Source organism: Ihubacter sp. rT4E-8 (genome assembly GCF_049852125.1).
GTDB lineage: Bacteria > Bacillota > Clostridia > Peptostreptococcales > Anaerovoracaceae > Senimuribacter.
Window position 1 is genome coordinate 2,591,431 of the sequence record NZ_CP187532.1, and the last position, 23,350, is coordinate 2,614,780.

Sequence of the window (23,350 nt, forward strand, 5' to 3'; positions counted from 1 at the left end):
CAGCGTTACTGCTCTGCTTTGCCTGTGATAATCCACGGCGCCGGCTGTAATTCAAAAGCATTCTTAGCGCCCAGCTTTGATACGGATACCTGAATAACCTCTGCTTCCTTAATTCCATATCTTTCAAAAGTTGCCTGCATATTTCCGGCCACTGAGAAATCCAGAGTGTAAACCACAATATTGATCAAAGGATTCAGCTTCATCAGACATTCAATTTCCTGCTCCATGCTGGCGGATGCCGCAATAAACGCAATCGTAGGCGCCGGAAAGTCTGACAGTGTCTTCTCATCCACATGATCAATCACCGTCATATTACGCAAATCAAAATAATCGATGTTTTCTTCCATAGCGTCTCGTTCCTGCTTATTGTACTCTACGGCAACAACAATACCTTCATTAGCCAAAAAAGCTGATTCAATGGCAACGCTTTCACCGCCGATAACACAGACCGTATCTTCTCTGCCAATATGCATTTTGTTCAGAATGATCGTGCGAATTTCACTTCCTAAACGGCGAGACGAAGACCCTTTGCGGAAATTCAAGCTATCCAATCCGCTTTTATAAGTATTTCTGGCATTCTGATTTACTACCAGCATCCCTGCCGACGCGTTAATACCACGATTGATCATATCGCTGACCTTATCATGTTTAATTGCGCCCACCGGTTCAGACCCTTCATTATACCAAACCTCACAATCTCCAAGACCCGCGTTCCACATGTGATAGAAGATGTTCTCATCCCCTGCTTCCATAAAAGCGAGCACGGCTTTGTGAGACTCCACCGTAGGAATCAAATTCTTGTTTCTCTTGGTGATATCCATCATTTTGATCTGTTCCAGATCAATCGGCGAATTCTCCGCATAATATTGAAGCCAGGATAAAATAATCTGGTTAGTAAAAAGCTGTTCTTTCATAAAGCTTGCCTCCCTTCGGCATTTAATTTATTTGTCGTATATATGTATTATACAATTTTTGCAAGTCATTTGCCATAGGGAATTGCGAAAGCTACAGGAAAGGCAGCATGAAATTACACGAGTTCTGCTAACAGCTTTCACATATACGATTATTCCACAATCGTTTGATCTTCGATCTGAATCTCGGTTTCCATCCGGTACTTTTCTTTCAAACGTCCTAATTTTTTAAAGTGCGGCTGCTGCGTATGCCTTTGCTGGGCGTCCCTGCTTTCCCACTGCTCCCATAGAAATATCTGATTTTCAGCGTCTGCCGGGTAATAATAGCTGTACCTTATACATCCTTCCTCTGCTCTGGACGCCTCAATAACGCCGCTGGCTTTTACTTCATCAAAAAAAGCGTCTCTTTCCTCTCTGCATTCCAACGTGTATGTCACATAAAAATTTGTCATATCAAACGCCTCCTTTCACCCTTTATTATTTTACCACAAAAAACGCCTTGGAAAACCCAAAGCGTTTTTTTGTAATCCTTTTGTGGAGCAACTCCTTATCTCAAAGATAGTTCCGAACCCTTATTTTATACACTTTTCAGTGTGTTTTGTTACTAACCAGTTTCTAATGGAAAACAATGCACATCATCACTTGCAAAGTTCATTGACCTTCTTCTGTACTTCTGTATAGTTATATCCTGCTTTTTCCAGTGAAGATTTTCTTGCATCACCATTTCCCCATTTACCTTCAATAACTTCCTTTGCAATTTCATCAATGGATTTCTTTGCAGGTGTTGCAGACACCGCCTGACCACTTTTTGTTGTGATGAATGCGTCAAAACCTTTTGCTTTAATTTTTGCAAGCATTGCTTCCGCATTTGATTTTTTACTGTATGCACCAACCTGAATTTTATACAAACCATTGACTTGCACCATGTAAGTGTCAAAACCTGCTGCCTTTACTTTTGCAAGCATTGCATCAGCATTTGACTTCTTTGAAAAAGCACCAGTCTGAACACGATAAAGAACACCGCTTTCTTCTGTCTTTCCACCAAGCTGTGCAGTCACCTTTGCTGCCAGGTCACCAAGTCTTGAATATAACCAGTCACCAGGGCAGGACTTGTTTGCAAACCATCTGTGAACTGTGATGACCATTTCATCATCCTTTGGTTCATAATTCAAAGACTTGTCCTTGTCACCGAACCAAAGAAGTTTGGTCTTTCCATTTCTCTTGCAGATGTCCACACATAACTTGATAAGTGACTGATAAACAGCATCATTCATTGCATAAGGTGCAGTTTTATCAGATGCACATTCAATTGTGATTGCTCTTTGGTCATTTGCACCACTGGAAGAACACCAAGACCTGTTCTTTTCTTCAACAATCAAAGAAATTCTTCCATCAGAACCAATTCCATAATTGCAGGATGCATCCCTTCCCTTTGGGAAGCAGGCACAAATGGTTTCACAAGATAACTGACCAACCACACAATGTGGTGTGATTCTGTCAATGCTGTGTGTTCTCTGTCCTGAATGGTTTGGACTTAAACCAGTATAACACACCAATGGACTGTTTGTGTATGACATATTATTCACCTTCTTTTTCATTTTTCTTTGTTAAAACTTCAATTGCCTTTGTGATTGCTGATGGAATAGGAAGACCCATCAATCCTGCATTTTCAACAATGCTGATGGTTTCATTTGCAATATATCCAATCACAACTGCATCCCTGACAAAGTTTGTGTTCATAATCAAGTCAAGTCTGCAAGCAATCAGGACAATCAAAAGGGTCATGCCTTTTCTGCACAACCCTTTCCATCCTGCCCTGGATTCCAAAGCACCTGATTCAGTTTTTCCGCTGTTATGGAAGACACCTGCAACAATCAATCCTGTCACATAGTCAATCCCCATAAAAATCACCAAGGTTGTCAATGCAGCATCCCACCCCCCAAACAGGGAAGCAATGAATCCACCGACAACACCAAAAGCTGTTGTAACATATCCTTTCATTCCAATCTGTCCTTTCTTTTTAGTTCATAAGAAAATCCCCTTCCAATCATAATGGAAGGGGATTCAGTGTGGTTTCCTACTGTGCAAGGTCACCACAATCAAGGTCAATAAGTACCTGCTTCACCTGTTCCTGAATTCTTGCAGGAACATCAGCAAAAGTTTTCTTGCCTTTGATGATAAGTGTTGCATATACAACGGCCATGGTTTCCACCACCTTTCTAAACCAATTTTTGATGTGCTTAAACATCTGCATCAAGGATTGCCTGAACTTCATCCCTTAACTTTGCAGGTACATCATCAATGGTTTTCTTTCCTTTTCTGATTAAATCTGCATAAACCTTTGCCATCCTGATTCACCGCCTTTCTTAACCAATCAGTTCATAGACATCACAAAGTGCAAGCTGTGTGTCAGTCAACTGGTTTTCCAGTTCAGAATTCTTTTCAGACATAGCCTTGATGTATTCATCTTTGTCATACTGAACTTCATGATATTGATACACTTCAACAGGATTTCCCTGTTCATCTTCCTTTTTAAGAAGTTGAATGTCATCATGGACATATACTGTGTCAATACCAACAATCAGTTCCACCGCCTGTTCTTTGCTGCCTGTTACATAACCACAATCAATCATGCTGCAACCCTTCCTTTCTTCTGATAAATTTTGTTGACATACTTAATTACTGCATTGTTTCTTGCCTTTGGTTTTGCATCCTTCTTGATAACAAACTTATAATAAGCAACCAATGCATTGACAATTGGTTCAATATACTTTTCAAACAACCGCCAAGAATCACACCACTTCAACCATCCAATATAAGAATTTGCAGAACACCATTCTGAATAATTTGGAAGTTTCCCATCATCCCACTTTGCTTTGATTTTAAGCATTTTCCTCTTGAATCTTTTGCAGGTTGATTTTCTTAATAAAATGAAATCATAGAAAAATCTATATCCCACAAAGTCAATACCCCTTGTATTAGTGGGGAATACTTGCCAGTTGTCCTTGACCCTGATTTCAAGATTGTCTTTCATATACTTCTTAATTTCACGAATCAAGGAATGAAGTTCCTGCTTTGATGCACCATATATGACCATATCATCAGCAAATCTGACCACATACTTCACACCCATTTCTTCTTTCAACCAATGGTCAAAATATGCTAAATAAAAGTTTGCAAGATATTGTGAAAGATATGAACCAATAGGAACACCAGTCTGTTTTGGGTAAGAATCAATTATTTTGTCAAAAAGTGAAAGAAGTCTTTTGTCTTTGAACTTTTTTCGCAGCATCTTTTTCAAGATGTCATGGTTTATACTTGGATAGAATTTTGAAACATCTATCTTCAAGCAATACTTGGTGTTGATTCTGTCTTTCATATATTTTGTTGTCAGCATATATGCTTCTTTGATTCCCCTTCCAGGAATACTGGAACAAGTATGTGAACAAAATGTCTTCAAGAAAATATCTTCCACTTGAAGCATGATTGCCCATTGAATAATTCTGTCAGGGAAATAAGGAAGTTTTGCAAGTTCCCTTTCTTTTCCCTTATCATTGATTATTGAAATTGTGTATTCTGAAACTTGATATGTTTCATTCAGCAGCATTTCCCTAATCATGGACAGGTATTTGTCAGGGTCAGAATCAACCATCTTCACTTCTTTATAAAACAACTTGTCTTCCCTTGCATTTTGATGTGCAAGTCTTAAATTGTCCATGTCACAAATCTTGTCATAAATGTTTCCGTATCTTTTCATGTTCTTTGGTTTCCTTTGATGTTTTCATAGTCTTGAATGTTCGGTTTCCCTACTAATACAATTTTTGAATTTTTGTGTTTTGGCAAGTGCCAGGGCAATAGATAACCAGTGTATATTTCAAAGACAGTCATGTCATTGAAACCATAAATGAACAAACATTTTGAAAACAATAGGTGGGCAGTGATATTGGTATTCGAATTCGAAGAAGTATTATTCACATTAAGTTGAAAAGTACCAGTATTAGCAGTATTATTCCAATTACCACTGAATTTCGCTACACATGAAGTATACAAATTAGTATAATCGTGTGTTTGGCTTTTTTCTAAATTCTGATGAACAATATCACCTTATCTATTCCCCATAAATGAAGGACACCCTTTCAGGTGTCCTTCAAAAAGAATCTTATAAATACATCAGGCGGGCAGCGATACCGGCAGCCGAACCCGAAGAAGCAGCACTCACATCAAGCCGAAAAGCACCAGCACCAGCAGCAAAACCCCAACCACCACCGAACCACGCCACACAAGAAGCACACAAACCTGCATAATCGCAGAAGTATGTTGTTTCTGAACCATTGACTTCCTTTGCAACAAATCCTGCTTTTGTGCTTCCCTGTGGTTTAGACATATAGTTTCCAATGTTAGCAGAAACACCGCCATTTCCATTGTTTGTATATCCTGAACCGCTGTCATTGAATCCACTGTTTGCAGTCAATACATTTCTTGAACTGTCTGAAACAAGTCCATCAATCCATTCCCAAATGTTGCCCCAAAAATCTTCAAGACCAAAGCACTTCACATGATGATTTTGGTCAGTCATGTAAGTAGGATTTGTTGCTTTGATAAGTTCACAATCCATTCCCCATGCTTCTGTTCCACCTGATGCAATTGCTGCACTGTGACTGGAAAGAACATATCCATAACCAACAGTTGTCTGTGAATTCAGGTTCTTATATTTCAAAATATACATGCACTGTCTGAATGTAAGTTGATAGAAACCTGACTGTTCATATCCATCACCATTTGCCTGTGCCTGTGTTCTGAATGTTCCGATTGTCTGATTTGCAGTGATTGCCTTTCCTTTCAGTGAACGCAACTTGCTTGATGCAACATAACCTTTGTAAACACCAAGATAGAAGACATCTTTTGGTGTTGTTCCCCTGGTATGTGCATTATATTCAAAGTCTGCATTGTCAGGGTCATCAGTCATGGAAATAGTGATTTTTGTTCCACTGGTTGTGATGGTCAATCCCCTTCTTGGAAATGCAATCATTGCATCACCTGCATTACCGCTTGAAATATCAGCAGTTGTTCCATCTTCAAACTGGTCAAAGTTGTTTGGATTCAACTTTCCAACTTCAACACCATTTTTCAGCAATACTGGATAATGACCAAAGAATTCATCCCAAGCAGAATCACCTGCTGTCATTCCAACTGCATCATCCGCATAAGTGACACATGTTGCAGGATTGCTATTGGAAAGGTCAATGATTGCAGTCATCTTTTTATAAGGCTGTGGTGTACCTGCAACCCTGTTTGCTTCATTGATATTTGTTGCACCAGTATCTGCATAAGGAAACAGTGCAAAATAATATGTCTGACCATTCACAAGGTTATTGATTTCATAACCAGTTGTTTTGAATGCATCCAGTGTCTGATTATCAACAAGAACTGTTCCATCTTTTGCATTTTCAGGATAAGAACCTGCTTTCTGAACAAGTTTTGTTCCCTTCCATGTGCAAAGTGTCTGTCCTTCAACTACTGTGTTTCCAGGGTCAGACCAAAAGATTGTTAGTTTCTGATTTCCAACCTTGATTTTCAAGTCAGAAACATTTGAAGGTGAAATTCCACCACCGCCTGATTCAACATCAGTCCATTCACCTTCTTCATTCTTCACCTGCAACTGTTCATTGTAATATCTGAAACCATGAACACCGACTTCACCATAAATGGTTTCATTTTCATGTGTAGAAATTGCAACTACAATGTTTTGAACTTGCTGCATTGTTGGAACAGCAGCAGGATTGATTTCAAGTGTTACCTGGGAAGAAATATCAACCTTGGTATTCATCTTGTATGTGATACCGCTGACAGTTTTTCCACCAAATGCAGGCATATAATCAGGATTGTCCGTTTCAATACTAACCGCATAAAGGATTTCATTGTCTTCAATATCCTTTGCAAAAAGACCAAGTGCTTTGACATAATAACCTGAATCAAGGTTGCTGTTGTTGATTGCAGCAAGCACTTCAACCATGGTTGTGTCTGTTCTTGAAACAGAAGAAACCAGTGCTTCCTGCTTTACATCATAAAGGGATGTCAAATCCTTCAAAGATGCTGCTGAATAATCATAATCAGAAGTCTGTATCTTTGTAAAACTTGCAGTTGAAGTTCCTGCAATCATTTTTGCAATAAGTTCCTGACCCTGATTTGTAATAACTAAATCTTGCATTTTATTTTCCACCTTTCTAATTGATTGTTCTTTCAATGTTTGATACAACCACACCTGTTCCAGTCATAAGACTGTTCAGAACATGGTCAAGGTTTACCTTTGACTGCAATGTGAAATTGCTTGTTTCAATGGTAGTTCCACCGCCATGAACAGTTCCAGTCATTGTTCTGACCATGTTATTTCTTGAAGTCACAACAATATTTGCAGGAATCATGTATGACAGCATATAATCAAGTTCATCTGCCTGACCGCTTAAAGGAAGGGAAACCACAATTTCAAGTCCATATTCATTGAAACTTGGAATCAATAAATAATTTCCTTCACCACACATGACATTCAATTTTTCCTTCAATCCTTTGTATGTGTAAGGAATTGAATCATTCCACCTGGTGATTACCCTGGATTTTCTTGCATCCAGGGTGTCATCAGGTTTTGGTGTTATACCAAGCAGATTTTCAAATCTTGCGATTCCATCAATATCACATGACAAAATGAACTGATTGTTTTTAATGATTTCTGTTTCATCTTCCAGTTTCTGAATTTCAGGTTGTTCTGAATTCATGATGTGTTTGATTTCTCTGTATTCCTGAACAAATTCAGGAAGGAAAGAAAGAAGGTTTACTTCTCTAATCATTCACCACACCCCCAAACACTGGAATCTGATATTTTGTCAACATCAGATTTGATTCAGAATCATTGATTTTTGTGTTTGCAATATCAAGAACACCTTTCAGTGCCATGATTCTTGATTCAATCTGTGCTATTCTGACAACAGATGCACTTTGATTTGCCCATTCTTTTCTAATTTCAAGAAGATAACCTTTGACAGCTTCTTCAATTGCTGTTTTCTGACCTGTCCATGAATACCCTTCTTCAAAAGTAATGGATGCAGAAACATTGACAGCAACTTCTGATGCTGTTTCAACTGTGACAATATGACCAATTGGTGCAATTCCTATTCCTGAACCATCCTGTGTTGGGTCAATTTCTTCTTGAACTGTCTGAATCAAGGTGTCAGATGCTTTTCCATATTCTGAATTCAATATGGTCAAAAGAACTGTTCCACCACCATTCCAAACTGGTGTTACTTTTGTACTTCCAACACCAGGAAGACTATTTGTTTTGTTTAGGTAGTCATCAACATTGCCACCATAAGCCTTTGAATCAAATGAATCAAAATATCTTTGTCGCAAAAGTTCAGTGTCTTCTTCATCTTCACCAGGAATCAGAAGGTCTGTCAGTTCAATGCTTTCAAGACCCTGAATATAATCAATTGGAATCATATCACCAAAATAACCATTTCCAATCTTTCCAATGGTTTCACACTGCATCTTGTATTCACCATCAGAAATCTTTTCAACCACATAATAATTCAAATCATTCAATGAAAATCTTGAATTAAGTGGTATTTGAAGGTCAGATGGAACAGTTTTTGCTTTCAAAAAAGCATAAGTTGCAGGTTGTGGTGTGATTCCCCTTTCTGCTGCCCTTCTGATAAGATATTCCCTGGATGCAGTATCACCAAAGGTTTCTTTCAGGATGACATCAAATTCAATATACATCAATTGAAGTTCAACAGCAGCAGGTGCAAGTGCATCATAAATGATTGAACCTTCCCTTTTGTCCATGTTTTCAGGAACTCTGTCAAGCATTCTTTGAAGAATGTCTTCATAAGTTACATTTTCATACATCTAATAATTCACCACCTTTTCTGTTTGAACATCACCAAATATTGTGTGAACAGTGAATGATGCTTTGACTGTTCTTTTTTCAGAACTGTCAAATTCAAAGTCATCCACTGATTCAATCCTTTCATCCTGAATAAGTGCTTCTGTGATTCTTCTTTCAAGTTCAGGAATGACATAAATGACAGGCATTCCAAATAAGTCCATCAATTCAATTCCATAATTCCAGGAATAAATGATATACTGGTATCTTTCAGTATTCAGAATCTTATAAATCACCTGCTTCATTGCTTCCAATTCATCAACAGTTCCATTGATGATGTCCTGTTTTATGTTCATTTTATAGTTCACACTTGGTTCTGTTTCCATTTCCAAGTCATAGGACAAAATGTTATTTGTTGAAGGAATCATGTTTTCACCACCCTATCCAGGACAAGATATTTCTGACCGCCTTTTTGCTTCATCAGTACAACTTCTTCACCAACTGTCAAAGCATTGTGAATTGTCACTGTAATTTTCCCAACAGCATGAACATGTGAAGGGGAAACAGGTGCAGTTCCTGATTCAATGTCACCAGTGTAATAATAGTTTTGAACATTTCCACCAGTGATTTTGGTTTTATAATCAGTGACATTCCTGGTCAAAACAAGCTGTGCTTCACCAAGGGTCATCTTCTGTTCAACAAGGATTTTCAATGGTTTTGCACTTGTTACCTTTCCAAAACAGAAATCAGCAGGTTGTCCTGCTTCTGCTGCTTCCTGTGCTGCCTTTTTTATACTCACTAATAAATCATTTGCATCAAGCAACAAATTCACCGCCTCTCAATGTCAAAGTCATAAGATGCTGACTTTCTTTGAATTCATGTTTGCACTTTTCAACAAGCATCAGGTTTTTCAATTTCATATCACCCAAATCCATAATGACAACAATCATTGAACCTGCCCTGACCCTGACATCACCAAAAGCATTTTTGATGGTCAGATTTCTTGTTTTCTTGTTATACAAAGACAAAAGTGCATCTGCCTTTGCTTTTCCATTTTCACCTTCCTGCAAAGTATCAAAATATTGAAGAACACCCCATGCATTCATATTTTCTGAATCCTGTGCAACATAAACTTCCCTTGTTCCAGTTTTTTCATTGTCATAGGTCAATTTCACTTTGTTGTATGTGTTTGAATCAATGCTTGATGTGTAATCAAAATTTTCACCAGTTTCTTCATCAATCAGAAGATTCAACCGCATATTGTCCAAACCTTTCAATGCAATCTTTCCAAAATCATCATACATGACATACATATATTTCTGATTTTCAAGTGTCATATCCAATGCATTCTGAATCATATCAAACAAAGATGTGTTTTCTTCCACCCTGGACTTGATTTTGAATCCAGTGTCTTCAATTGTTCCTGTTTGCATCATATAATCTTTTGCAATCATCTGAATCAATTCACCTGCTGTCTTGTTTTCATAGACAATGGTGTCTTTATTTTTCAAATATCGCAACTGGTCATAAGCAGTGACAGAAATGATTTGTTCCTTATCTCTTTGTTTCTTGAATATGAATCCATAAAAGACATTCTGACCATTGACTTTCAGTCTGACAGCATCCCCTTCTGTGAAGGAAATAACATCATCCTTGACAACTTTGAACTTCAATTCACCTGGACAACCTTTTCTTTCAGTTGTCCAGGTGATTCCTTCTTGCACAACAGGAATGAACACTTTGTCACCATGCTGAATCAGAAGTTCAATATTTACATCCAAAAGTGTTCACCGCCTTTCTTATGCTGATGGAATGGTCAACACCTGCCCTGGATAAATCAAGTTTGGATTCTTGATTTTGTCCTTGTTAGCATTGTAAATGACAGTATATTTTGAACCATTTCCATAAAACTTCTTTGCAATATTCCACAAGCAGTCACCTTTGACCACTGTGTATGATTTGTTTGATGAAGGTGCAGGGGAATTTGTTGTTTCCCTTTTCTTTTCCTTCTGAACAGTTGGTTTTGTTTTCGCAAACTTGATGTTACAAGTCTTTGTTCCAAAATCCCTATACTGTTTCAATTTGATTGTTACTGTTACATCAAAACCTTCCTTGGAATCTTCTTTGATTTGATAATCTTCCATTGAAACCTTAATGTTTGTATTGAACAGACCTTTTCCATTTGGAAGCTGTCTGACCATGATAAACTGGAAAGGTTTCTTTGATGTCTTCATCTTTTCAAATTTATCCAGGAAGTATTTTGCTCTTTTGAACCCTGAATCATATTTTGCAAAAGGATATTTCACATTTGGAATCAGCAGGTCAAAACTGATGTCAGTCAGACCTGCTGTTTTCAAAATATTGACTTCCCCTTCATTCATCAGAATCAAGGTCTTGTTCTGATTCTTGATTTTCAATTGCAACTTTGAAGGTGCAATTGGACACAAAATTTTGTCAAGATAAACACTATATGCCATTAGTCATGCACCCCTTCCGCTGCTTTTTCCATTGCTTCATTCACACCATTTGCAAGGTAATCAACCATACCATCAAGGTCTGCATCACTTGAAACATTGTTGGTGATTCCACCCATGTCAACCTTGATTTCCGCTGTGGTGAATCTGTTGATTGCATCCTGTTCAGCAATGTCACGAAGATATTTCAAGTCTTCACTTGTGATGTCCAGTGAATCAGCAGCTTTTCCAGTATTTGCAGCAGTATCTGCAATATTTGCAGGAACTTGACCTGCATCATATCCTGAATAACCACCGCCATTGAACATGTTGGATGTATCAACACCACCATCACTTCCACTGAACATATTGGAAACCTTATCTGCAACACCATCACCCCATGCTGCACCTGCATTGAATGCATCTGATGCCCAACCATCCTGGAATGTGTCAAATGTGGACATTCCATCATTGAATGCATCACCAATTGACTTGTAATCTTCCTTGTTTCCTGCTGCTTCTGATGCTTTTGCTGCATACTCATCTGCTGCACTTGTAATTCCTGAATAATCAAATTCAACAAATGGAAGTTTGTTCAGTGCTTCACAAATTCCTGCAACAACAGTCAGTGCAGTTGATAAAAGATTGTAGAACCAAGACTGGACTGAACAGATTGCATTGTGGAATGCAGTCATCATGTTTGAACCAAGTGCTGCAATTGCATTTCCAATTCCAAGGGCAATGTTTGCGACTGTCAGACCCAAGTTCTTGAAGAACTGGATGACAACATTCACACCGCCACAAATCACACCAAAACCACTGTTTGCAACACCTGTCATTTTTGCGATTGCTGCACAAACAGCATAAATAATTGCAATCAGGGCAATGATAAGAAGAATTATCCATGTCAAAGGACATGCCATCAAAGCTGCATTCAGTCCATACTGTGCTGCTGTTGCTGTGAAGGTTGCCCCTGCCTGCATCATATCAGCAGCAGCTTTCACACCTGCCATTGCTGCACTGATTCCCTGAACAACATTGTTTGCAATCAATGCTGCTGTGTAAAGACCAAGTGCTGTTGCTATACCAAGAACAATAGGTTCAATGATTGACCAATTATCACTGATAAAAGCTGCAACGGAAGATGCAAGTTCCAATATATTCAACAACCATTCCACAACAGTTGCAAAAGCAGAAACTGCATTTGCTGCAAACAGTTGGAAATCTTCATTGTTTGCAATCTCATTGACTTTTGTTAAAACTGGTTGCATCTGCATCAGTGCAGCATTTCCCATGGTTGTCCATACCTGACCCCAGGTCATAGGCATCTGTTCAAATTTTGCATTGATGTCATCCGCACTTGCAAAGATTGCATTTTTTACAATATCCGCTGTCAACTGTCCATCCTGTGCCATTTCCCTGATTTTTCCAATAGGAACATCAAGATAATCAGCAATAGACTGAATCAGGTTTGGTGCTTGTTCAAAGATGGAATTCAATTCATCACCACGCAACACACCTGAACCCAAAGCCTGTGACAACTGCAACATTGCATTGCTTGCTTCCTGTGTGGATGCACCTGCAATGGTCATCTGCTTCTGAATCAGGTTTGCAAAAGCAACAACTTCTTCTGAACTTCCAAAAGCATCCTTTGCATTGTTTCCAAACTTTGCAACAACTGCTGCCATGTCTGTGAAAGAACCCCTTGCATTCTGTGCTGATGCATAAACCATATTGACCAGTTCATCTGTGGACTGCAATCCATCATTCATCATGTCAAGTCTTACTTTTGTCATGGTCAATTCATCAGACATGTCCATCACTTTTTCAACAGTCTGAAATGTCGCATAAGCTGCAACCAGGCTTGTGACCTTTCCAAGCAATCCATCCATAGCAGATGAACCATTTTGAACAGTTCTGTTGAAGTTCTGCTGATGTTCTTCATTATCTTCAATATTGTTTCCAAGCTGTGTGACCTGCTGTGCAGCAGCATCAATTGCCTGTCTTGCCTGGTCAATAGTTCTTGTATTGAAACCAGTGTTCATGGAATCCTGAACAGATTCATAAGCAGAACACATATTGTCCAGTGCAACAATCATGTTGTTGATTGGTGCTGATGCTCTATCAATAATCTGAATTGATGTTGCTATGCTTGCCATTGTTCTTCTTCACCATCCTTTCTTGGTATAATTTGAAAAGGGATGAACACCAACATTCATCCCTTTTTTATTTTCCTTTCTTTGCCTTTGCTGCTTCTTTCTTTTCCTTGTCGATTCTGATTTTGATTGAAGCAATCACAAAAGCCTTTTCTTCCATACTCAAATTGACAAATTGTGAAGGTAAAATGTGAAGTTTCTGCAATGCATAATGTGCAAAGTTTGCTTCTGCATCCCCTTCTTCAATTAGTTTTTTGCTTCTTCAACCTTGTCTTCCAGTGTAGTGTTGAAACCATTGAAGTTCTGAACAAAGGTTGCAAATTCCTGATATTCACCAGGGTTATCAATCATTTCTTTCAGCAAATCCTCAGGTGACATCACACCATAAGAATCCTGCAAGTCTTTGTCATAAAGGTTTGGTTCAACCACACATGCACAAATCATTTTGCCAATATATTTGCTTGTATCAAGTTTCGGTCTGAACATGTTTGGTTTTCCCTTGACAGGAACTTCAATCATGCATTCATCCCTGATTGCATCATTTTCCTTGGTTATTAAAGGTTTGATTGTCCAAGGAAGAGGATTGCCCTTTGCATCCACAAGGGATTTTGTTGCTGCAAAAGTTGTATTTTCTCTTTTGATTTTGTTTGCTTTCAAAAATCTGCTTAAATCTGACATGGTATATACCACCTTTCTGTTTTATTCTAAAAAAATAAGACCCACATGCCTGTTTTGAAGACATGTGGGTCAAAATGTTTACTGCATACCATCAAGCAACTTGAAGGTTTCAGGCATCTTGAAGTCTTCAAAAGTGAAATTCAGTTCTTCATCCAGGTATTCACCATCAGCATCAAACTTTGCCAGGATGCCACCATCAATATTGCAGTCCATGAAGACAACTGTTTGTCTGCCTGCTGCACTTGTAGGGTCATCATTGGTCACCTGAATTTCAAAATAGACATCTTCACCAGTGTCCTTGTATTTCAGCATCATTTCCCTGAAAATACTGGTGTTATAGTGGAAGGTTGCTGAACCAGTACCTTTCCAACCAGTTGACTTGTTTCCAGTTCCTGTTCTTCCAAGGATAGGAACTTCTGTCTTTGTCCTTTCAAAATTTGCTTCAAAATTGATTGCCTGCATGAAGTTGTATCTGTTGTTTCCAATTGTGATGAAACATTCTGCCAACTTTGCAGAAATGGAATCTTTTGCTTTCATTGTGATATTAGACATTCTGATTCACCCCTTTCTTACATCACTGTGACAGTCATATAAAGTTTTGCCATTGCATTGACAACAGTCACTGCATCCTGAACAACAACCGCTTTCTTTGTGTCACCCTGGGAAACCTTTACATCTTCATCAGTGAAGTTTTCAATTGCTCTGATGTCCTGCAACTGCTCATGATGCTTGACAATATCTGCCCAAAGACTGATTCTGCCTGCTTCATCATTTGGAACAGCACCAAGATATTTTGTGTTGAAAAGCACTGCAATGTCATTTGCAATTTGGTCAATCACTCTGATTGTCTGATTGTCCTTGAAGATATATGCCTTTGTTTCCGTTTCCGTAACAAGGGAATTGATGTCTTCAAGAACTCTGATGTCATCACCGACCTGATGAAGTGTGAATTCACCTGCCTGAATTGCTTTTGTCAACTGTGTCTGTGTATAGTCAACATTGATTGCAAATTCACCATCATAAACCTTATTCAGATTTGATTTGTTCACTGCACATCCTGCTGAAATACCAGTCACCCAATAAATAAGGGATGCTTCTGACCATCCTTCATCAGATGTCTTGTTCTTCACATTGATAACACCTTCATAATCAGATGCCTTGTTATAAAGAATCACCTGGAACTTTGCACCGACTTCATCACGCATTCTTTTACAAAATGCATCATAAAGACTTTTGATGGTGTTTTCTGTGGTAACAACACCCATTGCATTAAATGAATAAGATTCAATCTTGTCCAAATATGCCTGGTGATTTGTTCCTGTGACATTACCATTTGTTCCACCTTCAAGTGGTGTTCCTGCTGTGCTTGAAAGTTCCGCACTGGACTTGAATGTCACATAATCATTTGCAACAAGGTCTGCTGCTTTTGCAACAGTCTGACTGTCAACCATAACAGTTCCAAGATAGGTGTTGACATCAAAAAGACTGTCATCATCCACATTCACCTGAACCTGAATCTTGATGTCATTTCCCCTTGTTCCTGCATACTTTGCAGTTGCAAAGGTATTGGATGCCTTAACACCATCACCATTCAATCTGTATGCAAACAGTGTGGTGATGTTCTTGAACAGGTCACGAAGACCTTTTAACTTTTCACTGGTGTAATCATAACCAAAGATTTTCATAGAATTCTTCTGAAAATCTGCATTTGTTACTTCAAACACTTCCCCTTCAATGCCCCAATCAAGTTCAAGTGGCATTGTTGCATAACCCCTGTCAGACAATGTTGCAGTTGCAGTTGCAAGTGAAACAAAGTTGATATATGCACCAGGAAGCACTTTGTTCTGAACAGTAAATGTTCCACCGCCTAAAGCCATTTTACTTCACCATTCCTTTCATAAATTTTTCAATCATGTCATCCACTTCTTCAATGGACTTTTCTGAACCATCAGTCCAAAGGGCATTGATGACATCATGTCTGTTGTAATATTTGTTTGATGCAAGAATCTGTTCCTTGCTATACTTGGAAACAGCTTCCTGCACAACTTCTTTCTTTGCCATTCTTTCACCTTATCCTTTCACATCAGTGCTATAATCATAAGATTCCATTGTAGGTGTTCCTTCCTGCATCTTATACATGAACATGTCATAGTTCACAAAAAACGAAAGTACACCATCACTTGTTTCACTACTCATATTTGTTCCCCTGCACAAATCACCATCAACTGTTATCAGTTCCAGGCATTCAAACAACCTTTCCCTGACTTCATTGATTTCCTTGTTCTTTTCTTCACCTTTTGGAAAATAGTGAATGCAGAACTGATTCTTTCTGAAATATCTTCTTCCAAGGAACTGTTCATTTGTAGGATTCAGACATAAAATGGAAAAACAAGGTTCATTCAAACCTTGTTCAACTGATTCAGTATAAATTTCATAGTCATCACCAAATTCAGCATTGATTGCAACACTGATTCCATCAATGATTTTGTTTATCATCTGAAAACTTCACCCAACTTTCTTTTCAGTTTGTTTTCAAGAATCTTTGCAGCATCACCCTGAACTTCCTGTTCTGAAATGGTCAGCATAAATTTTCCTTCAACCCATCCTTCATGATTCCTGGTTCTATGACCAAATTCCACATAAGATGCATATTCAACTGGATTCACCACTTCAATAACATAAGTATTTCCATAATGATTCACACGCAATGAATCAGCATAAGCCTTTCCACCTTGTGTTTTTCCACCAGTCCAACCCCTGCGAAGTGTACCGCCTTTTTTTCCTGTGCTTGCAGGATATTGTCCAACAGGTGTCCTTTTGATAACCTTTGCAAGCAACCTTGCAGCCAGTTCTTTTGCACAAGATTCAATGAAGTCATTGATTTGGTCATCATTCAATGATGCTTCCATCTTCCTTCTGAACTCTTGCAATTCCCTAAAATCGACATTTCCACCGCTTGCCATTATGCCCACCCCTTAAAGATTTCAACCACTATTTCCTGGTGTGTGCTATAAGTTGCAGGAATACCACTGGACTTATAATCTGTGGTGACACCATTCTGTGTGATTGTTAGCTTTGAACCAGGCTTGACAACAATTTCAGGTGCAAGGAATACTTCTGTTACTTGGACAAGTGCGGATGCAGCATTTTCATTTGGATTTGTATTGTTGATTGTCTTGAAAGACAATCTGCAAGGAATATCTTCCTGAACAATCACATCCTGAAAACCTGTTGATTTGTTATCTTTTTGAACTTTTTGGTGTTCAGTAATTGTGCACGTTCCTTCATACATGGATTCAATTGCTTTTCTTGCTTTTTTCACCATCTTATTTTTCTGAAACATATCAAATCACCTTCCCCTTGATTCATCAGATAGTTCACCAGTTGATTGAACCTGGATTCATCAGATGACCCTGCATCAAAATTGATTTGAGTGTCACCTTCTTTGATGCTTGTGATAGCACCATCCAAGTCAAGTTCACCAATGTTCAACTGTCCAGTCTGTTTTTTTGTGAACAAAAATTCACCACAAATCCTGTCAACCGCTGCATTAAATAAACCATCAGGGATTGAATCAGTGTTGCAAAAATTCTTGATGTGATTTTCAACTTTTTGCATACAAAAACATAAAACCCAACCATCATCTTCTTCCAGGTTATACCCAAAAGAAACCAGTCTTTTCAGAACCGCTTCATAGAATGGTTCTGAAAGACTGGTGTTGTTCATAATAGTCAGGATGTTTGCAAGAACTTTTTGAATCATTTCATTCATTCAGCAACACCCCTTTCATCAATTAACCCTTGGAAACAATCTTGCAAAGTGCAATTGCCTTGTGTGGAATTGCCTTTGTACCATCATTGATGATGTTCCAGTTTGTTCCAGTTGCAAGGTCAGTGTTGGAAGCAGATGCAGTGATGGAAGCAGGTTTCTCAAAGGAAATACCATCAACACCACAAATGAATCTGTCACGCACATAAAGTGTGTCCTGACCACCATTTGTTTTAGGGTCACGGCTCATTTCATAAGGAACTGCATCACCAATGTCATCCAGGGTGATTGAACCATTACCAAGAACATAAGTGGTGTATGCAGTGTATGCTTCAACACCTTCTGCTGCTTCAACTTCTGTTGCAGGCATGTTGTCATCAATAAGAACAGTTCTTCCATTCCAAGTTGCAAGTGCAAGTTCTCTTTCAATACCATCTGCATCAGTCTGTGTCATGTACTTCAACAGCTTGATGTTTTCAAGGTTTGTTGCAACTTCACTGTGCATGATGACAAGTTTGAAGATGTTCTTGTTGTCACCGCCTGCTTTCTGAATTGCCTTGTTTAAGGTTGTAGAACCAACAAGTGCTTCATCACCAGTGTTTCCAGTGATGTCATAGACATGCTTTTCAAGGAATTCCTTTGCTGCCTTTTCAGCAACACCAGTTCCAGTTGCTTTCATGCTGAAAACACCTGAAAGGATTGCAAGCATCATTGCCTGCTTAACATCCATCTTGTAGTCAGCAATCTGTGCAGCAACATTGTCCATGAAATCAGTACCTGCTGTGATGTTCTTGCTGAAAGACTTTTCAGTCCAACCATCCATTCTGCTTGCCACAATGAATCCCTGTTCATAAGTGGTTGTGTTGCTGCTTTCAATGTCATGTCCACCATCATTGTTCTGACTGGTAGAACCATCAATTCTGCCAAAATAAGGAACTCTTGCATAAAGAGAACCAGTCTGATTTGCAAGGGCATCATGTGCATTCTGATTTGTACCAACTGCACCACTCTTTGCAAGTTCGTTTTTAGTTACATTAGGAATTCGGTCAACATACTTGCCGAATGCCTGGGGATTGAAACTTTTGGAATCAAATTTTGCCATTTTGTTTCACCTTTTCCTTTCATAAAATAGTTTTTGTGTTCTTGGTGCTTTAGATTTTTGCATCAGGATTTTCAGCAAGATATGCCATCATTTCAGAATAGGTCATCTTGGAAGTATCAACCCCATGGTCACCTTCTTCATTTCCTGATTCACCAGGTTTTGCACCTTTCACCTGGGTCTGCTTTTTAGCAGTAAAAAGGAACTTTGTGTCATCTGCCTTGGTAAGTGCTTCAATCTGTTCTGCAAGACCTTTCACTGTGCCATCATCAGCAAGTTCAGCCTTGTCCAAATCTTTCAGGAAAGGAACAACAGCCTTTGCATTGATTGCACCTGAACTTGTCAGTGCAGCTTCAACAGCAGCATCAACCTTCATTTTCTTGATTTCAGCAGCGTGTGCTTCATCTTTTGCTTTATTGTCAGCCTGCAATGTTGCAATCTGCTGTTTCATTGCTTCCACATCACCTGTGGAATTCTTCAAGGTTTCAAGCTGTCCATCCCTGTCACGAAGGTCAAGTTCCAACTTCTTTTTTTCGTTGTTCACTTCATCAAACCTTGTCTTTGGGATGAAACCTTTAAGTTCTTCCTGGGAAGCAGCTTCACACTTCTTTGCAGTTTCTTCATCAATTCCTAACTTCACAAATTCTTCTTTTTTCATTTTTCAATACCATCCTTTCTTCAAAAACATTATTTTTTCATGGTTCAGTCCATGTCCATTTGAACTTGTTCTTTTACATCTGCAATCCTAAAAAGATGACCTTGGATTGAAACCCAAAAGATTCTTTGTGATTGTGTCTTTTTATGTCATACACCAGGACAATAAAAAATTAGCCTTGCTGAAAGGAAGTTACTTCTGTGTCACCCCTGCACATTTTCTTCTTCATAGATTTTTCAGCAAGTCTGATGTTTTACCGCATTAAAAAAGCACCCTTTTCAGGTGCTTTTCTTAATCAACCATTTTGTCAGGTTGATTGTGTTCCTTCATCCAGGCTTCAAATTCTTCTTTGACTTCCTGTGGGGCATTTTCTTTCAAATGCCAGTTGTCAGGTTCAGGAACAAAATATTCACTTGTAAAAAATGTAGGCATCATAAAAGACCACATCCTTTCAATAATTCTTCCAGTTGCTTTCCAAATTCTGCTGCAACAGGTCTTGGATTCTCTGAACACATCCATTCACAAAAGCATTCTGCAAACCATTCCATTGCATCCTTTGTGGCATAACCACTGACTTGTTTGTATGTGTCACTAACTTTGAAGCCTGCTGCTTTCATGACCTTTGGTCTTAAATAAGCAGAAACTGCTTTTGGTTTCCAACCATTCATTCCAACAGCTTTCATTGTGTTGGTCAAATAGTCATCAACCGCATGTCCAAGTTCGTGCATCACAATGGAATCATATCCAACCCCTTGTGGATGGAAACCTGCTGCCTTGTCAGATTCAAAGGATTTTATCAGTTTTGATTCATCCTTGAACCATTGTTTGTTGACTGTTATTCCACCATTTCCAAATCCCCATGAACACTGTGCATAGGTTGTTCCACTCAATTTTGCAGAATTGATAGAACACAACTGACCCTTCAACGAAGGATATTTTGCAAATAACTGTTCATGTGTTTTGTAAATGGACTTTGCAACAGGAAGGTCAACACCTTCAAGTGAAAGTGAATCATCAGACCGCCATGGTTTCCCATTTATTTCCCTATGCAAGAACCAATCCTGGTCTTTCATGAACTGTTCAACATCAGGGATGCTTGTACAGTCATCAACTGACTTCACATTTGTTTCAGGTTTATCTTTCATTATATCATCAGGAACAACTGGTTTCAAATCTTCTGTATGACTATCAACAAATGACTTCTGCCATTCAGGATAGGTCATATCAGATGGAACATAGTATGTTTTACCATCTTCACCCCTTGCTGCCCTTTCACCGCTTCTGCCCCATTCATCATCAAAGTATGGAACAGTTGTTGACCTGCACCAAACATGAAAAGGTGGTGCAGTGACACCAGGTTCAAAGTCCTTCATAGGGAAGTGCTGTCCATCCATGTTCTGACATATTTCAGAAGTGTGACTGTCCAGTGTTGCGACAATCTCAAATTCTTCCACATCCAGGTCATTGAATGCATCCTTCTGTGCAGCACTGGAAATGAATGCCTGTTCAGTCATCACAAGTCTTCCTGCTGCATACTTTGCATTTTTGGTCTTGTCTGCAACATACTTTGACAAAGTTCTGATTGCTTCATCAGGTGCTTTTCCCTGAATGATTGTCCTGGTCAGTTGCTGATGCAGTTCATTGACCATTGTTGTCTTTGATTGCCACACCCTGTCTGAAAAGGTCTTTCCATCTGCTGCCCAAGGTTTTGAAATAATCTTTTGCAGCTTCCTTTCATCAATCTGACCGATTTCCCAACCAATATTGAAACCCTTCTGCACTTCAAAACATGTGTGATAATATCCTGTCTGATAAAGGTGCTTGACCATACCATCCAGGGAATCAAGTTCATTGCCAAAAGCAACTTCCAATGATTGCTGTGTCCGAAGTTTCAAGGCTTCCAGTCTGCTGATGTGGAATCTTGCAGATGCATTTTCCAGTTCCTTCATCCACTGCTGATTCATTGCATTCTGCTGTCCATATTTGATGTATTCCTGGACATCCCATTGCAATTCTTTCAGTTCAGCAGCAGACAACTGTTTTCTTGCTTCTGCCATTGTGATTCCATTGTTCTTTGCATATCTTGAATACCAGGATTCAATCTGTGCCTGAATCTGTCTTTGTGCCTTGTCAAATGCAGGTTCAATCTGATGGAAGGTTCTTTGACCATAAGCATTGTTTGCTGCTTCAAGGTCTGAAAATCTTTTCTTCCAGTATGCAGATGACTTTTTCTTCTTTGCCATTATTCATCACCTGCACCTTCCTGTCCTTCTTCATCAGCACCAGGAACATTCTGACCTTGCATCATACCAAGACCAAATTCTTCCATGTTCTTCTGCTTCTGTTCATCCAGTCTTTCCAGTTCTGCCTGAACATCATCAACCCAAGGATGCTGTGCAACAAGTGTTTCATCACTGATGATTCCAACAGACTTGCTGATGTTGTCAATGACTTCACCTTCATTCAGCATCATATCCCTGTTGAATATGATTTCCACTTCTTCCTGTTCAAAGTCACCCATTCCAATGTTGAAAAGGTGCATATTCAAGAACCAAAGAAGTTCTTCAAAGGATGCCTGATATTCAGTTTCCATTCCATTTGCATCCAGGTCAATGTCAGAATACATTGATTGAATGTTCATTTGGTTTGGTGTTCCACTCATTCTGTCATCTTTTGCATCATATCCCATTGCATTTTCAATGATTGCCTTTTTGAACAGTTCAATGATGGACTTGTAATTTTCAGAATTGACTTCCACTTGAAGTGTTCTGACATCACCGCCTGCACCATCCACTGTTCTGACCTTCACTGCACCATAGGTTGCAAGGTTCTTTCTGAATTCACCAAGATTTTCACCATCATAGTTCACAAGAACCAAAATTGTGTTCCTTGTGTCTTCTTCCATCTGATTTTGGAAGTTGGATTCAATCAGGTTCAGACCATCCTGCAAGGACTTCACCATTTTAATCAATGGAATTTCCTTGTTGTTATACTTGAAAGGAATCAAAGGAATCTTTGTCCAGTTGAATCCCTGGTCTTCAATGCTGAAATATGGAACATGCTGTTCACCATCAGGTTTCAGTGTTTCGCTGTCAGTCAATTCAAAATAAGAAACCCCTGATTCATCATAGACTTCAACCTTTGTGATGATTTTTTCTGTGTCACCCACATATCCAACCACTTCATAGATTCTGATGAAATATTCCAGTTCAGTGTGTTCTGCATCCTTCCACCCTGGTATGATTTCCCAAGGTCTGAACCGCTTGAAGATGAATTCCCCTTTGTCATTATACATAGGGAACAACCAACCAATTCCACAATTCAGGGAATCTTCCCCAACTACTTTCAATGTTCGCATGAACCGCTTGTTCAAAAACTGTTTCAGAATCTTCAAATATGCTTCATTGTCACACTGGATGGTGAAAGGTTGACCCAACAGATAGTTGGATTTCTGAATGACCATCTTTTTATACTGATTGTCAACAATTCTGTTGTTCGGAAGATTCTTGACCACTTCCAGTTCACCATCTTTTCCAATGACTGTCCTTTCCCTGGACAGGATGTCATGACATCCATCAAAGTATTTTTCACCATCAAGCATTTCTTTTCTTCTTTGCGATTGCTTGAATTTTTGTATTTCCTTCACAATGAACTGTTCATCAGTCAACTTGGATGCTGCATTGACATTGACCAGTCTTTCAAGTTTTGCTTTGAAGGATTCAGCAAAATTGAACATCATTCTTCACCACCTTTC

29 protein-coding genes are annotated in these 23,350 nt (G+C 38.9%); all 29 read right to left on the reverse strand.

Translation table 11 applies throughout. The features are described 5' to 3' along the window. Positions 1-5 precede the first annotated feature (5 nt). On the reverse strand, positions 6-914 hold the full coding sequence (locus ACPW7J_RS12750) for a precorrin-6B methylase (protein WP_161875124.1): 909 nt from the start codon (positions 912-914) through the stop codon (positions 6-8). 149 nt (positions 915-1,063) lie between these two features. After that, a complete protein-coding gene (locus tag ACPW7J_RS12755; RefSeq protein ID WP_161875123.1) occupies positions 1,064-1,363 on the reverse strand; it encodes a putative quinol monooxygenase in 300 nt (99 codons plus the stop codon). Positions 1,364-1,549: 186 nt separating this feature from the next. Then, the gene (locus ACPW7J_RS12760; RefSeq protein WP_425755379.1) at positions 1,550-2,509 is read right to left on the reverse strand and encodes an SPOR domain-containing protein; all 960 of its coding nucleotides are present in this window, start codon (positions 2,507-2,509) and stop codon (positions 1,550-1,552) included. After that, entirely contained in the window at positions 2,490-2,912 is a 423-nt protein-coding gene (locus ACPW7J_RS12765) for a phage holin family protein (RefSeq protein WP_227151188.1), read from the reverse strand. Before ACPW7J_RS12765 ends, ACPW7J_RS12760 begins: the two co-directional genes overlap by 20 nt. A 76-nt stretch (positions 2,913-2,988) precedes the next feature. After that, complete coding sequence (locus tag ACPW7J_RS12770; RefSeq protein WP_425755380.1) at positions 2,989-3,165, reverse strand: CD1375 family protein; 177 nt, start codon at positions 3,163-3,165, stop codon at positions 2,989-2,991. Continuing rightward, positions 3,152-3,259, reverse strand: a complete 108-nt coding sequence (locus tag ACPW7J_RS12775; protein ID WP_255616479.1) for a CD1375 family protein — start codon at positions 3,257-3,259, stop codon at positions 3,152-3,154. The genes ACPW7J_RS12770 and ACPW7J_RS12775 overlap by 14 nt, the downstream gene beginning before the upstream one ends. Positions 3,260-3,277: 18 nt before the next feature. Next, the gene (locus tag ACPW7J_RS12780; RefSeq protein ID WP_227151190.1) at positions 3,278-3,544 is read right to left on the reverse strand and encodes a hypothetical protein; all 267 of its coding nucleotides are present in this window, start codon (positions 3,542-3,544) and stop codon (positions 3,278-3,280) included. Continuing rightward, a complete protein-coding gene (locus ACPW7J_RS12785; protein WP_227151191.1) occupies positions 3,541-4,668 on the reverse strand; it encodes an RNA-directed DNA polymerase in 1,128 nt (375 codons plus the stop codon). The genes ACPW7J_RS12780 and ACPW7J_RS12785 overlap by 4 nt, the downstream gene beginning before the upstream one ends. A gap of 402 nt (positions 4,669-5,070) precedes the next feature. Beyond that, positions 5,071-7,119, reverse strand: a complete 2,049-nt coding sequence (locus tag ACPW7J_RS12790) for a hypothetical protein (RefSeq protein WP_425755381.1) — start codon at positions 7,117-7,119, stop codon at positions 5,071-5,073. Between the two features lie 16 nt (positions 7,120-7,135). Next, the gene (locus tag ACPW7J_RS12795; protein ID WP_425755382.1) at positions 7,136-7,753 is read right to left on the reverse strand and encodes a putative phage tail protein; all 618 of its coding nucleotides are present in this window, start codon (positions 7,751-7,753) and stop codon (positions 7,136-7,138) included. Beyond that, complete coding sequence (locus tag ACPW7J_RS12800; RefSeq protein WP_227151197.1) at positions 7,746-8,810, reverse strand: baseplate J/gp47 family protein; 1,065 nt, start codon at positions 8,808-8,810, stop codon at positions 7,746-7,748. Before ACPW7J_RS12800 ends, ACPW7J_RS12795 begins: the two co-directional genes overlap by 8 nt. Further along, a complete protein-coding gene (locus tag ACPW7J_RS12805; protein WP_118455400.1) occupies positions 8,811-9,215 on the reverse strand; it encodes a DUF2634 domain-containing protein in 405 nt (134 codons plus the stop codon). Then, positions 9,212-9,613 carry a DUF2577 domain-containing protein gene (locus ACPW7J_RS12810; protein ID WP_425755383.1) on the reverse strand — a complete coding sequence of 134 codons (402 nt, stop codon included), beginning with the start codon at positions 9,611-9,613 and terminating at the stop codon, positions 9,212-9,214. Before ACPW7J_RS12810 ends, ACPW7J_RS12805 begins: the two co-directional genes overlap by 4 nt. Further along, positions 9,603-10,568, reverse strand: a complete 966-nt coding sequence (locus ACPW7J_RS12815) for an XkdQ/YqbQ family protein (RefSeq protein WP_227151200.1) — start codon at positions 10,566-10,568, stop codon at positions 9,603-9,605. The genes ACPW7J_RS12810 and ACPW7J_RS12815 overlap by 11 nt, the downstream gene beginning before the upstream one ends. A gap of 18 nt (positions 10,569-10,586) precedes the next feature. Further along, positions 10,587-11,264 carry a LysM peptidoglycan-binding domain-containing protein gene (locus ACPW7J_RS12820; protein WP_118455405.1) on the reverse strand — a complete coding sequence of 226 codons (678 nt, stop codon included), beginning with the start codon at positions 11,262-11,264 and terminating at the stop codon, positions 10,587-10,589. Next, complete coding sequence (locus ACPW7J_RS12825; protein ID WP_425755384.1) at positions 11,264-13,399, reverse strand: tape measure protein; 2,136 nt, start codon at positions 13,397-13,399, stop codon at positions 11,264-11,266. The genes ACPW7J_RS12820 and ACPW7J_RS12825 overlap by 1 nt, the downstream gene beginning before the upstream one ends. 243 nt (positions 13,400-13,642) lie before the next feature. After that, positions 13,643-14,074: a phage tail assembly chaperone gene (locus ACPW7J_RS12830; protein ID WP_425755385.1), complete on the reverse strand. Its 432-nt coding sequence runs from the start codon at positions 14,072-14,074 to the stop codon at positions 13,643-13,645. A gap of 78 nt (positions 14,075-14,152) precedes the next feature. Continuing rightward, on the reverse strand, positions 14,153-14,611 hold the full coding sequence (locus tag ACPW7J_RS12835; protein ID WP_425755386.1) for a phage tail tube protein: 459 nt from the start codon (positions 14,609-14,611) through the stop codon (positions 14,153-14,155). 32 nt (positions 14,612-14,643) lie between these two features. Continuing rightward, the gene (locus ACPW7J_RS12840) at positions 14,644-15,951 is read right to left on the reverse strand and encodes a phage tail sheath family protein (protein ID WP_425755387.1); all 1,308 of its coding nucleotides are present in this window, start codon (positions 15,949-15,951) and stop codon (positions 14,644-14,646) included. 1 nt (position 15,952) lies between these two features. Then, a complete protein-coding gene (locus tag ACPW7J_RS12845) occupies positions 15,953-16,135 on the reverse strand; it encodes a hypothetical protein (protein ID WP_227151209.1) in 183 nt (60 codons plus the stop codon). A 9-nt stretch (positions 16,136-16,144) separates the two neighbouring features. Then, on the reverse strand, positions 16,145-16,570 hold the full coding sequence (locus ACPW7J_RS12850) for a phage tail terminator family protein (protein ID WP_227151211.1): 426 nt from the start codon (positions 16,568-16,570) through the stop codon (positions 16,145-16,147). Beyond that, a complete protein-coding gene (locus tag ACPW7J_RS12855; RefSeq protein WP_118455418.1) occupies positions 16,567-17,037 on the reverse strand; it encodes an HK97 gp10 family phage protein in 471 nt (156 codons plus the stop codon). The genes ACPW7J_RS12850 and ACPW7J_RS12855 overlap by 4 nt, the downstream gene beginning before the upstream one ends. Further along, positions 17,037-17,417 carry a hypothetical protein gene (locus tag ACPW7J_RS12860; RefSeq protein WP_118455420.1) on the reverse strand — a complete coding sequence of 127 codons (381 nt, stop codon included), beginning with the start codon at positions 17,415-17,417 and terminating at the stop codon, positions 17,037-17,039. The genes ACPW7J_RS12855 and ACPW7J_RS12860 overlap by 1 nt, the downstream gene beginning before the upstream one ends. Continuing rightward, positions 17,393-17,845, reverse strand: a complete 453-nt coding sequence (locus ACPW7J_RS12865) for a hypothetical protein (RefSeq protein ID WP_425755388.1) — start codon at positions 17,843-17,845, stop codon at positions 17,393-17,395. Before ACPW7J_RS12865 ends, ACPW7J_RS12860 begins: the two co-directional genes overlap by 25 nt. A gap of 22 nt (positions 17,846-17,867) precedes the next feature. Next, the gene (locus ACPW7J_RS12870; protein WP_425755389.1) at positions 17,868-18,944 is read right to left on the reverse strand and encodes a phage coat protein; all 1,077 of its coding nucleotides are present in this window, start codon (positions 18,942-18,944) and stop codon (positions 17,868-17,870) included. Between the two features lie 49 nt (positions 18,945-18,993). After that, entirely contained in the window at positions 18,994-19,599 is a 606-nt protein-coding gene (locus tag ACPW7J_RS12875; protein WP_227151217.1) for a phage scaffolding protein, read from the reverse strand. Between the two features lie 288 nt (positions 19,600-19,887). Next, positions 19,888-20,031: a hypothetical protein gene (locus tag ACPW7J_RS12880; RefSeq protein WP_227151219.1), complete on the reverse strand. Its 144-nt coding sequence runs from the start codon at positions 20,029-20,031 to the stop codon at positions 19,888-19,890. After that, positions 20,028-21,653: a minor capsid protein gene (locus ACPW7J_RS12885; protein WP_425755390.1), complete on the reverse strand. Its 1,626-nt coding sequence runs from the start codon at positions 21,651-21,653 to the stop codon at positions 20,028-20,030. The genes ACPW7J_RS12880 and ACPW7J_RS12885 overlap by 4 nt, the downstream gene beginning before the upstream one ends. A gap of 185 nt (positions 21,654-21,838) precedes the next feature. After that, complete coding sequence (locus ACPW7J_RS12890; RefSeq protein ID WP_227151223.1) at positions 21,839-23,335, reverse strand: phage portal protein; 1,497 nt, start codon at positions 23,333-23,335, stop codon at positions 21,839-21,841. Between the last annotated feature and the right edge of the window lie 15 nt (positions 23,336-23,350).

What these genes read in the sequence shown, in the direction of transcription:
- ACPW7J_RS12760 (WP_425755379.1), bottom strand. Translation starts at nt 2,509, where the DNA reads ATGAAAAAGAAGGTGAATAATATGTCATACACAAACAGTCCATTGGTG.
- ACPW7J_RS12860 (WP_118455420.1), bottom strand. Translation starts at nt 17,417, where the DNA reads ATGTTTCAGAAAAATAAGATGGTGAAAAAAGCAAGAAAAGCAATTGAA.
- ACPW7J_RS12800 (WP_227151197.1), bottom strand. Translation starts at nt 8,810, where the DNA reads ATGTATGAAAATGTAACTTATGAAGACATTCTTCAAAGAATGCTTGAC.
- ACPW7J_RS12795 (WP_425755382.1), bottom strand. Translation starts at nt 7,753, where the DNA reads ATGATTAGAGAAGTAAACCTTCTTTCTTTCCTTCCTGAATTTGTTCAG.
- ACPW7J_RS12790 (WP_425755381.1), bottom strand. Translation starts at nt 7,119, where the DNA reads ATGCAAGATTTAGTTATTACAAATCAGGGTCAGGAACTTATTGCAAAA.
- ACPW7J_RS12775 (WP_255616479.1), bottom strand. Translation starts at nt 3,259, where the DNA reads ATGGCAAAGGTTTATGCAGATTTAATCAGAAAAGGAAAGAAAACCATT.
- ACPW7J_RS12840 (WP_425755387.1), bottom strand. Translation starts at nt 15,951, where the DNA reads ATGGCTTTAGGCGGTGGAACATTTACTGTTCAGAACAAAGTGCTTCCT.
- ACPW7J_RS12780 (WP_227151190.1), bottom strand. Translation starts at nt 3,544, where the DNA reads ATGATTGATTGTGGTTATGTAACAGGCAGCAAAGAACAGGCGGTGGAA.
- ACPW7J_RS12885 (WP_425755390.1), bottom strand. Translation starts at nt 21,653, where the DNA reads ATGGCAGAAGCAAGAAAACAGTTGTCTGCTGCTGAACTGAAAGAATTG.
- ACPW7J_RS12865 (WP_425755388.1), bottom strand. Translation starts at nt 17,845, where the DNA reads ATGAATGAAATGATTCAAAAAGTTCTTGCAAACATCCTGACTATTATG.
- ACPW7J_RS12785 (WP_227151191.1), bottom strand. Translation starts at nt 4,668, where the DNA reads ATGAAAAGATACGGAAACATTTATGACAAGATTTGTGACATGGACAAT.
- ACPW7J_RS12890 (WP_227151223.1), bottom strand. Translation starts at nt 23,335, where the DNA reads ATGATGTTCAATTTTGCTGAATCCTTCAAAGCAAAACTTGAAAGACTG.
- ACPW7J_RS12820 (WP_118455405.1), bottom strand. Translation starts at nt 11,264, where the DNA reads ATGGCATATAGTGTTTATCTTGACAAAATTTTGTGTCCAATTGCACCT.
- ACPW7J_RS12835 (WP_425755386.1), bottom strand. Translation starts at nt 14,611, where the DNA reads ATGAAAGCAAAAGATTCCATTTCTGCAAAGTTGGCAGAATGTTTCATC.
- ACPW7J_RS12850 (WP_227151211.1), bottom strand. Translation starts at nt 16,570, where the DNA reads ATGATAAACAAAATCATTGATGGAATCAGTGTTGCAATCAATGCTGAA.
- ACPW7J_RS12855 (WP_118455418.1), bottom strand. Translation starts at nt 17,037, where the DNA reads ATGGCAAGCGGTGGAAATGTCGATTTTAGGGAATTGCAAGAGTTCAGA.
- ACPW7J_RS12880 (WP_227151219.1), bottom strand. Translation starts at nt 20,031, where the DNA reads ATGATGCCTACATTTTTTACAAGTGAATATTTTGTTCCTGAACCTGAC.
- ACPW7J_RS12770 (WP_425755380.1), bottom strand. Translation starts at nt 3,165, where the DNA reads ATGCAGATGTTTAAGCACATCAAAAATTGGTTTAGAAAGGTGGTGGAA.
- ACPW7J_RS12805 (WP_118455400.1), bottom strand. Translation starts at nt 9,215, where the DNA reads ATGATTCCTTCAACAAATAACATTTTGTCCTATGACTTGGAAATGGAA.
- ACPW7J_RS12830 (WP_425755385.1), bottom strand. Translation starts at nt 14,074, where the DNA reads ATGTCAGATTTAAGCAGATTTTTGAAAGCAAACAAAATCAAAAGAGAA.
- ACPW7J_RS12875 (WP_227151217.1), bottom strand. Translation starts at nt 19,599, where the DNA reads ATGAAAAAAGAAGAATTTGTGAAGTTAGGAATTGATGAAGAAACTGCA.
- ACPW7J_RS12845 (WP_227151209.1), bottom strand. Translation starts at nt 16,135, where the DNA reads ATGGCAAAGAAAGAAGTTGTGCAGGAAGCTGTTTCCAAGTATAGCAAG.
- ACPW7J_RS12870 (WP_425755389.1), bottom strand. Translation starts at nt 18,944, where the DNA reads ATGGCAAAATTTGATTCCAAAAGTTTCAATCCCCAGGCATTCGGCAAG.
- ACPW7J_RS12755 (WP_161875123.1), bottom strand. Translation starts at nt 1,363, where the DNA reads ATGACAAATTTTTATGTGACATACACGTTGGAATGCAGAGAGGAAAGA.
- ACPW7J_RS12750 (WP_161875124.1), bottom strand. Translation starts at nt 914, where the DNA reads ATGAAAGAACAGCTTTTTACTAACCAGATTATTTTATCCTGGCTTCAA.
- ACPW7J_RS12825 (WP_425755384.1), bottom strand. Translation starts at nt 13,399, where the DNA reads ATGGCAAGCATAGCAACATCAATTCAGATTATTGATAGAGCATCAGCA.
- ACPW7J_RS12765 (WP_227151188.1), bottom strand. Translation starts at nt 2,912, where the DNA reads ATGAAAGGATATGTTACAACAGCTTTTGGTGTTGTCGGTGGATTCATT.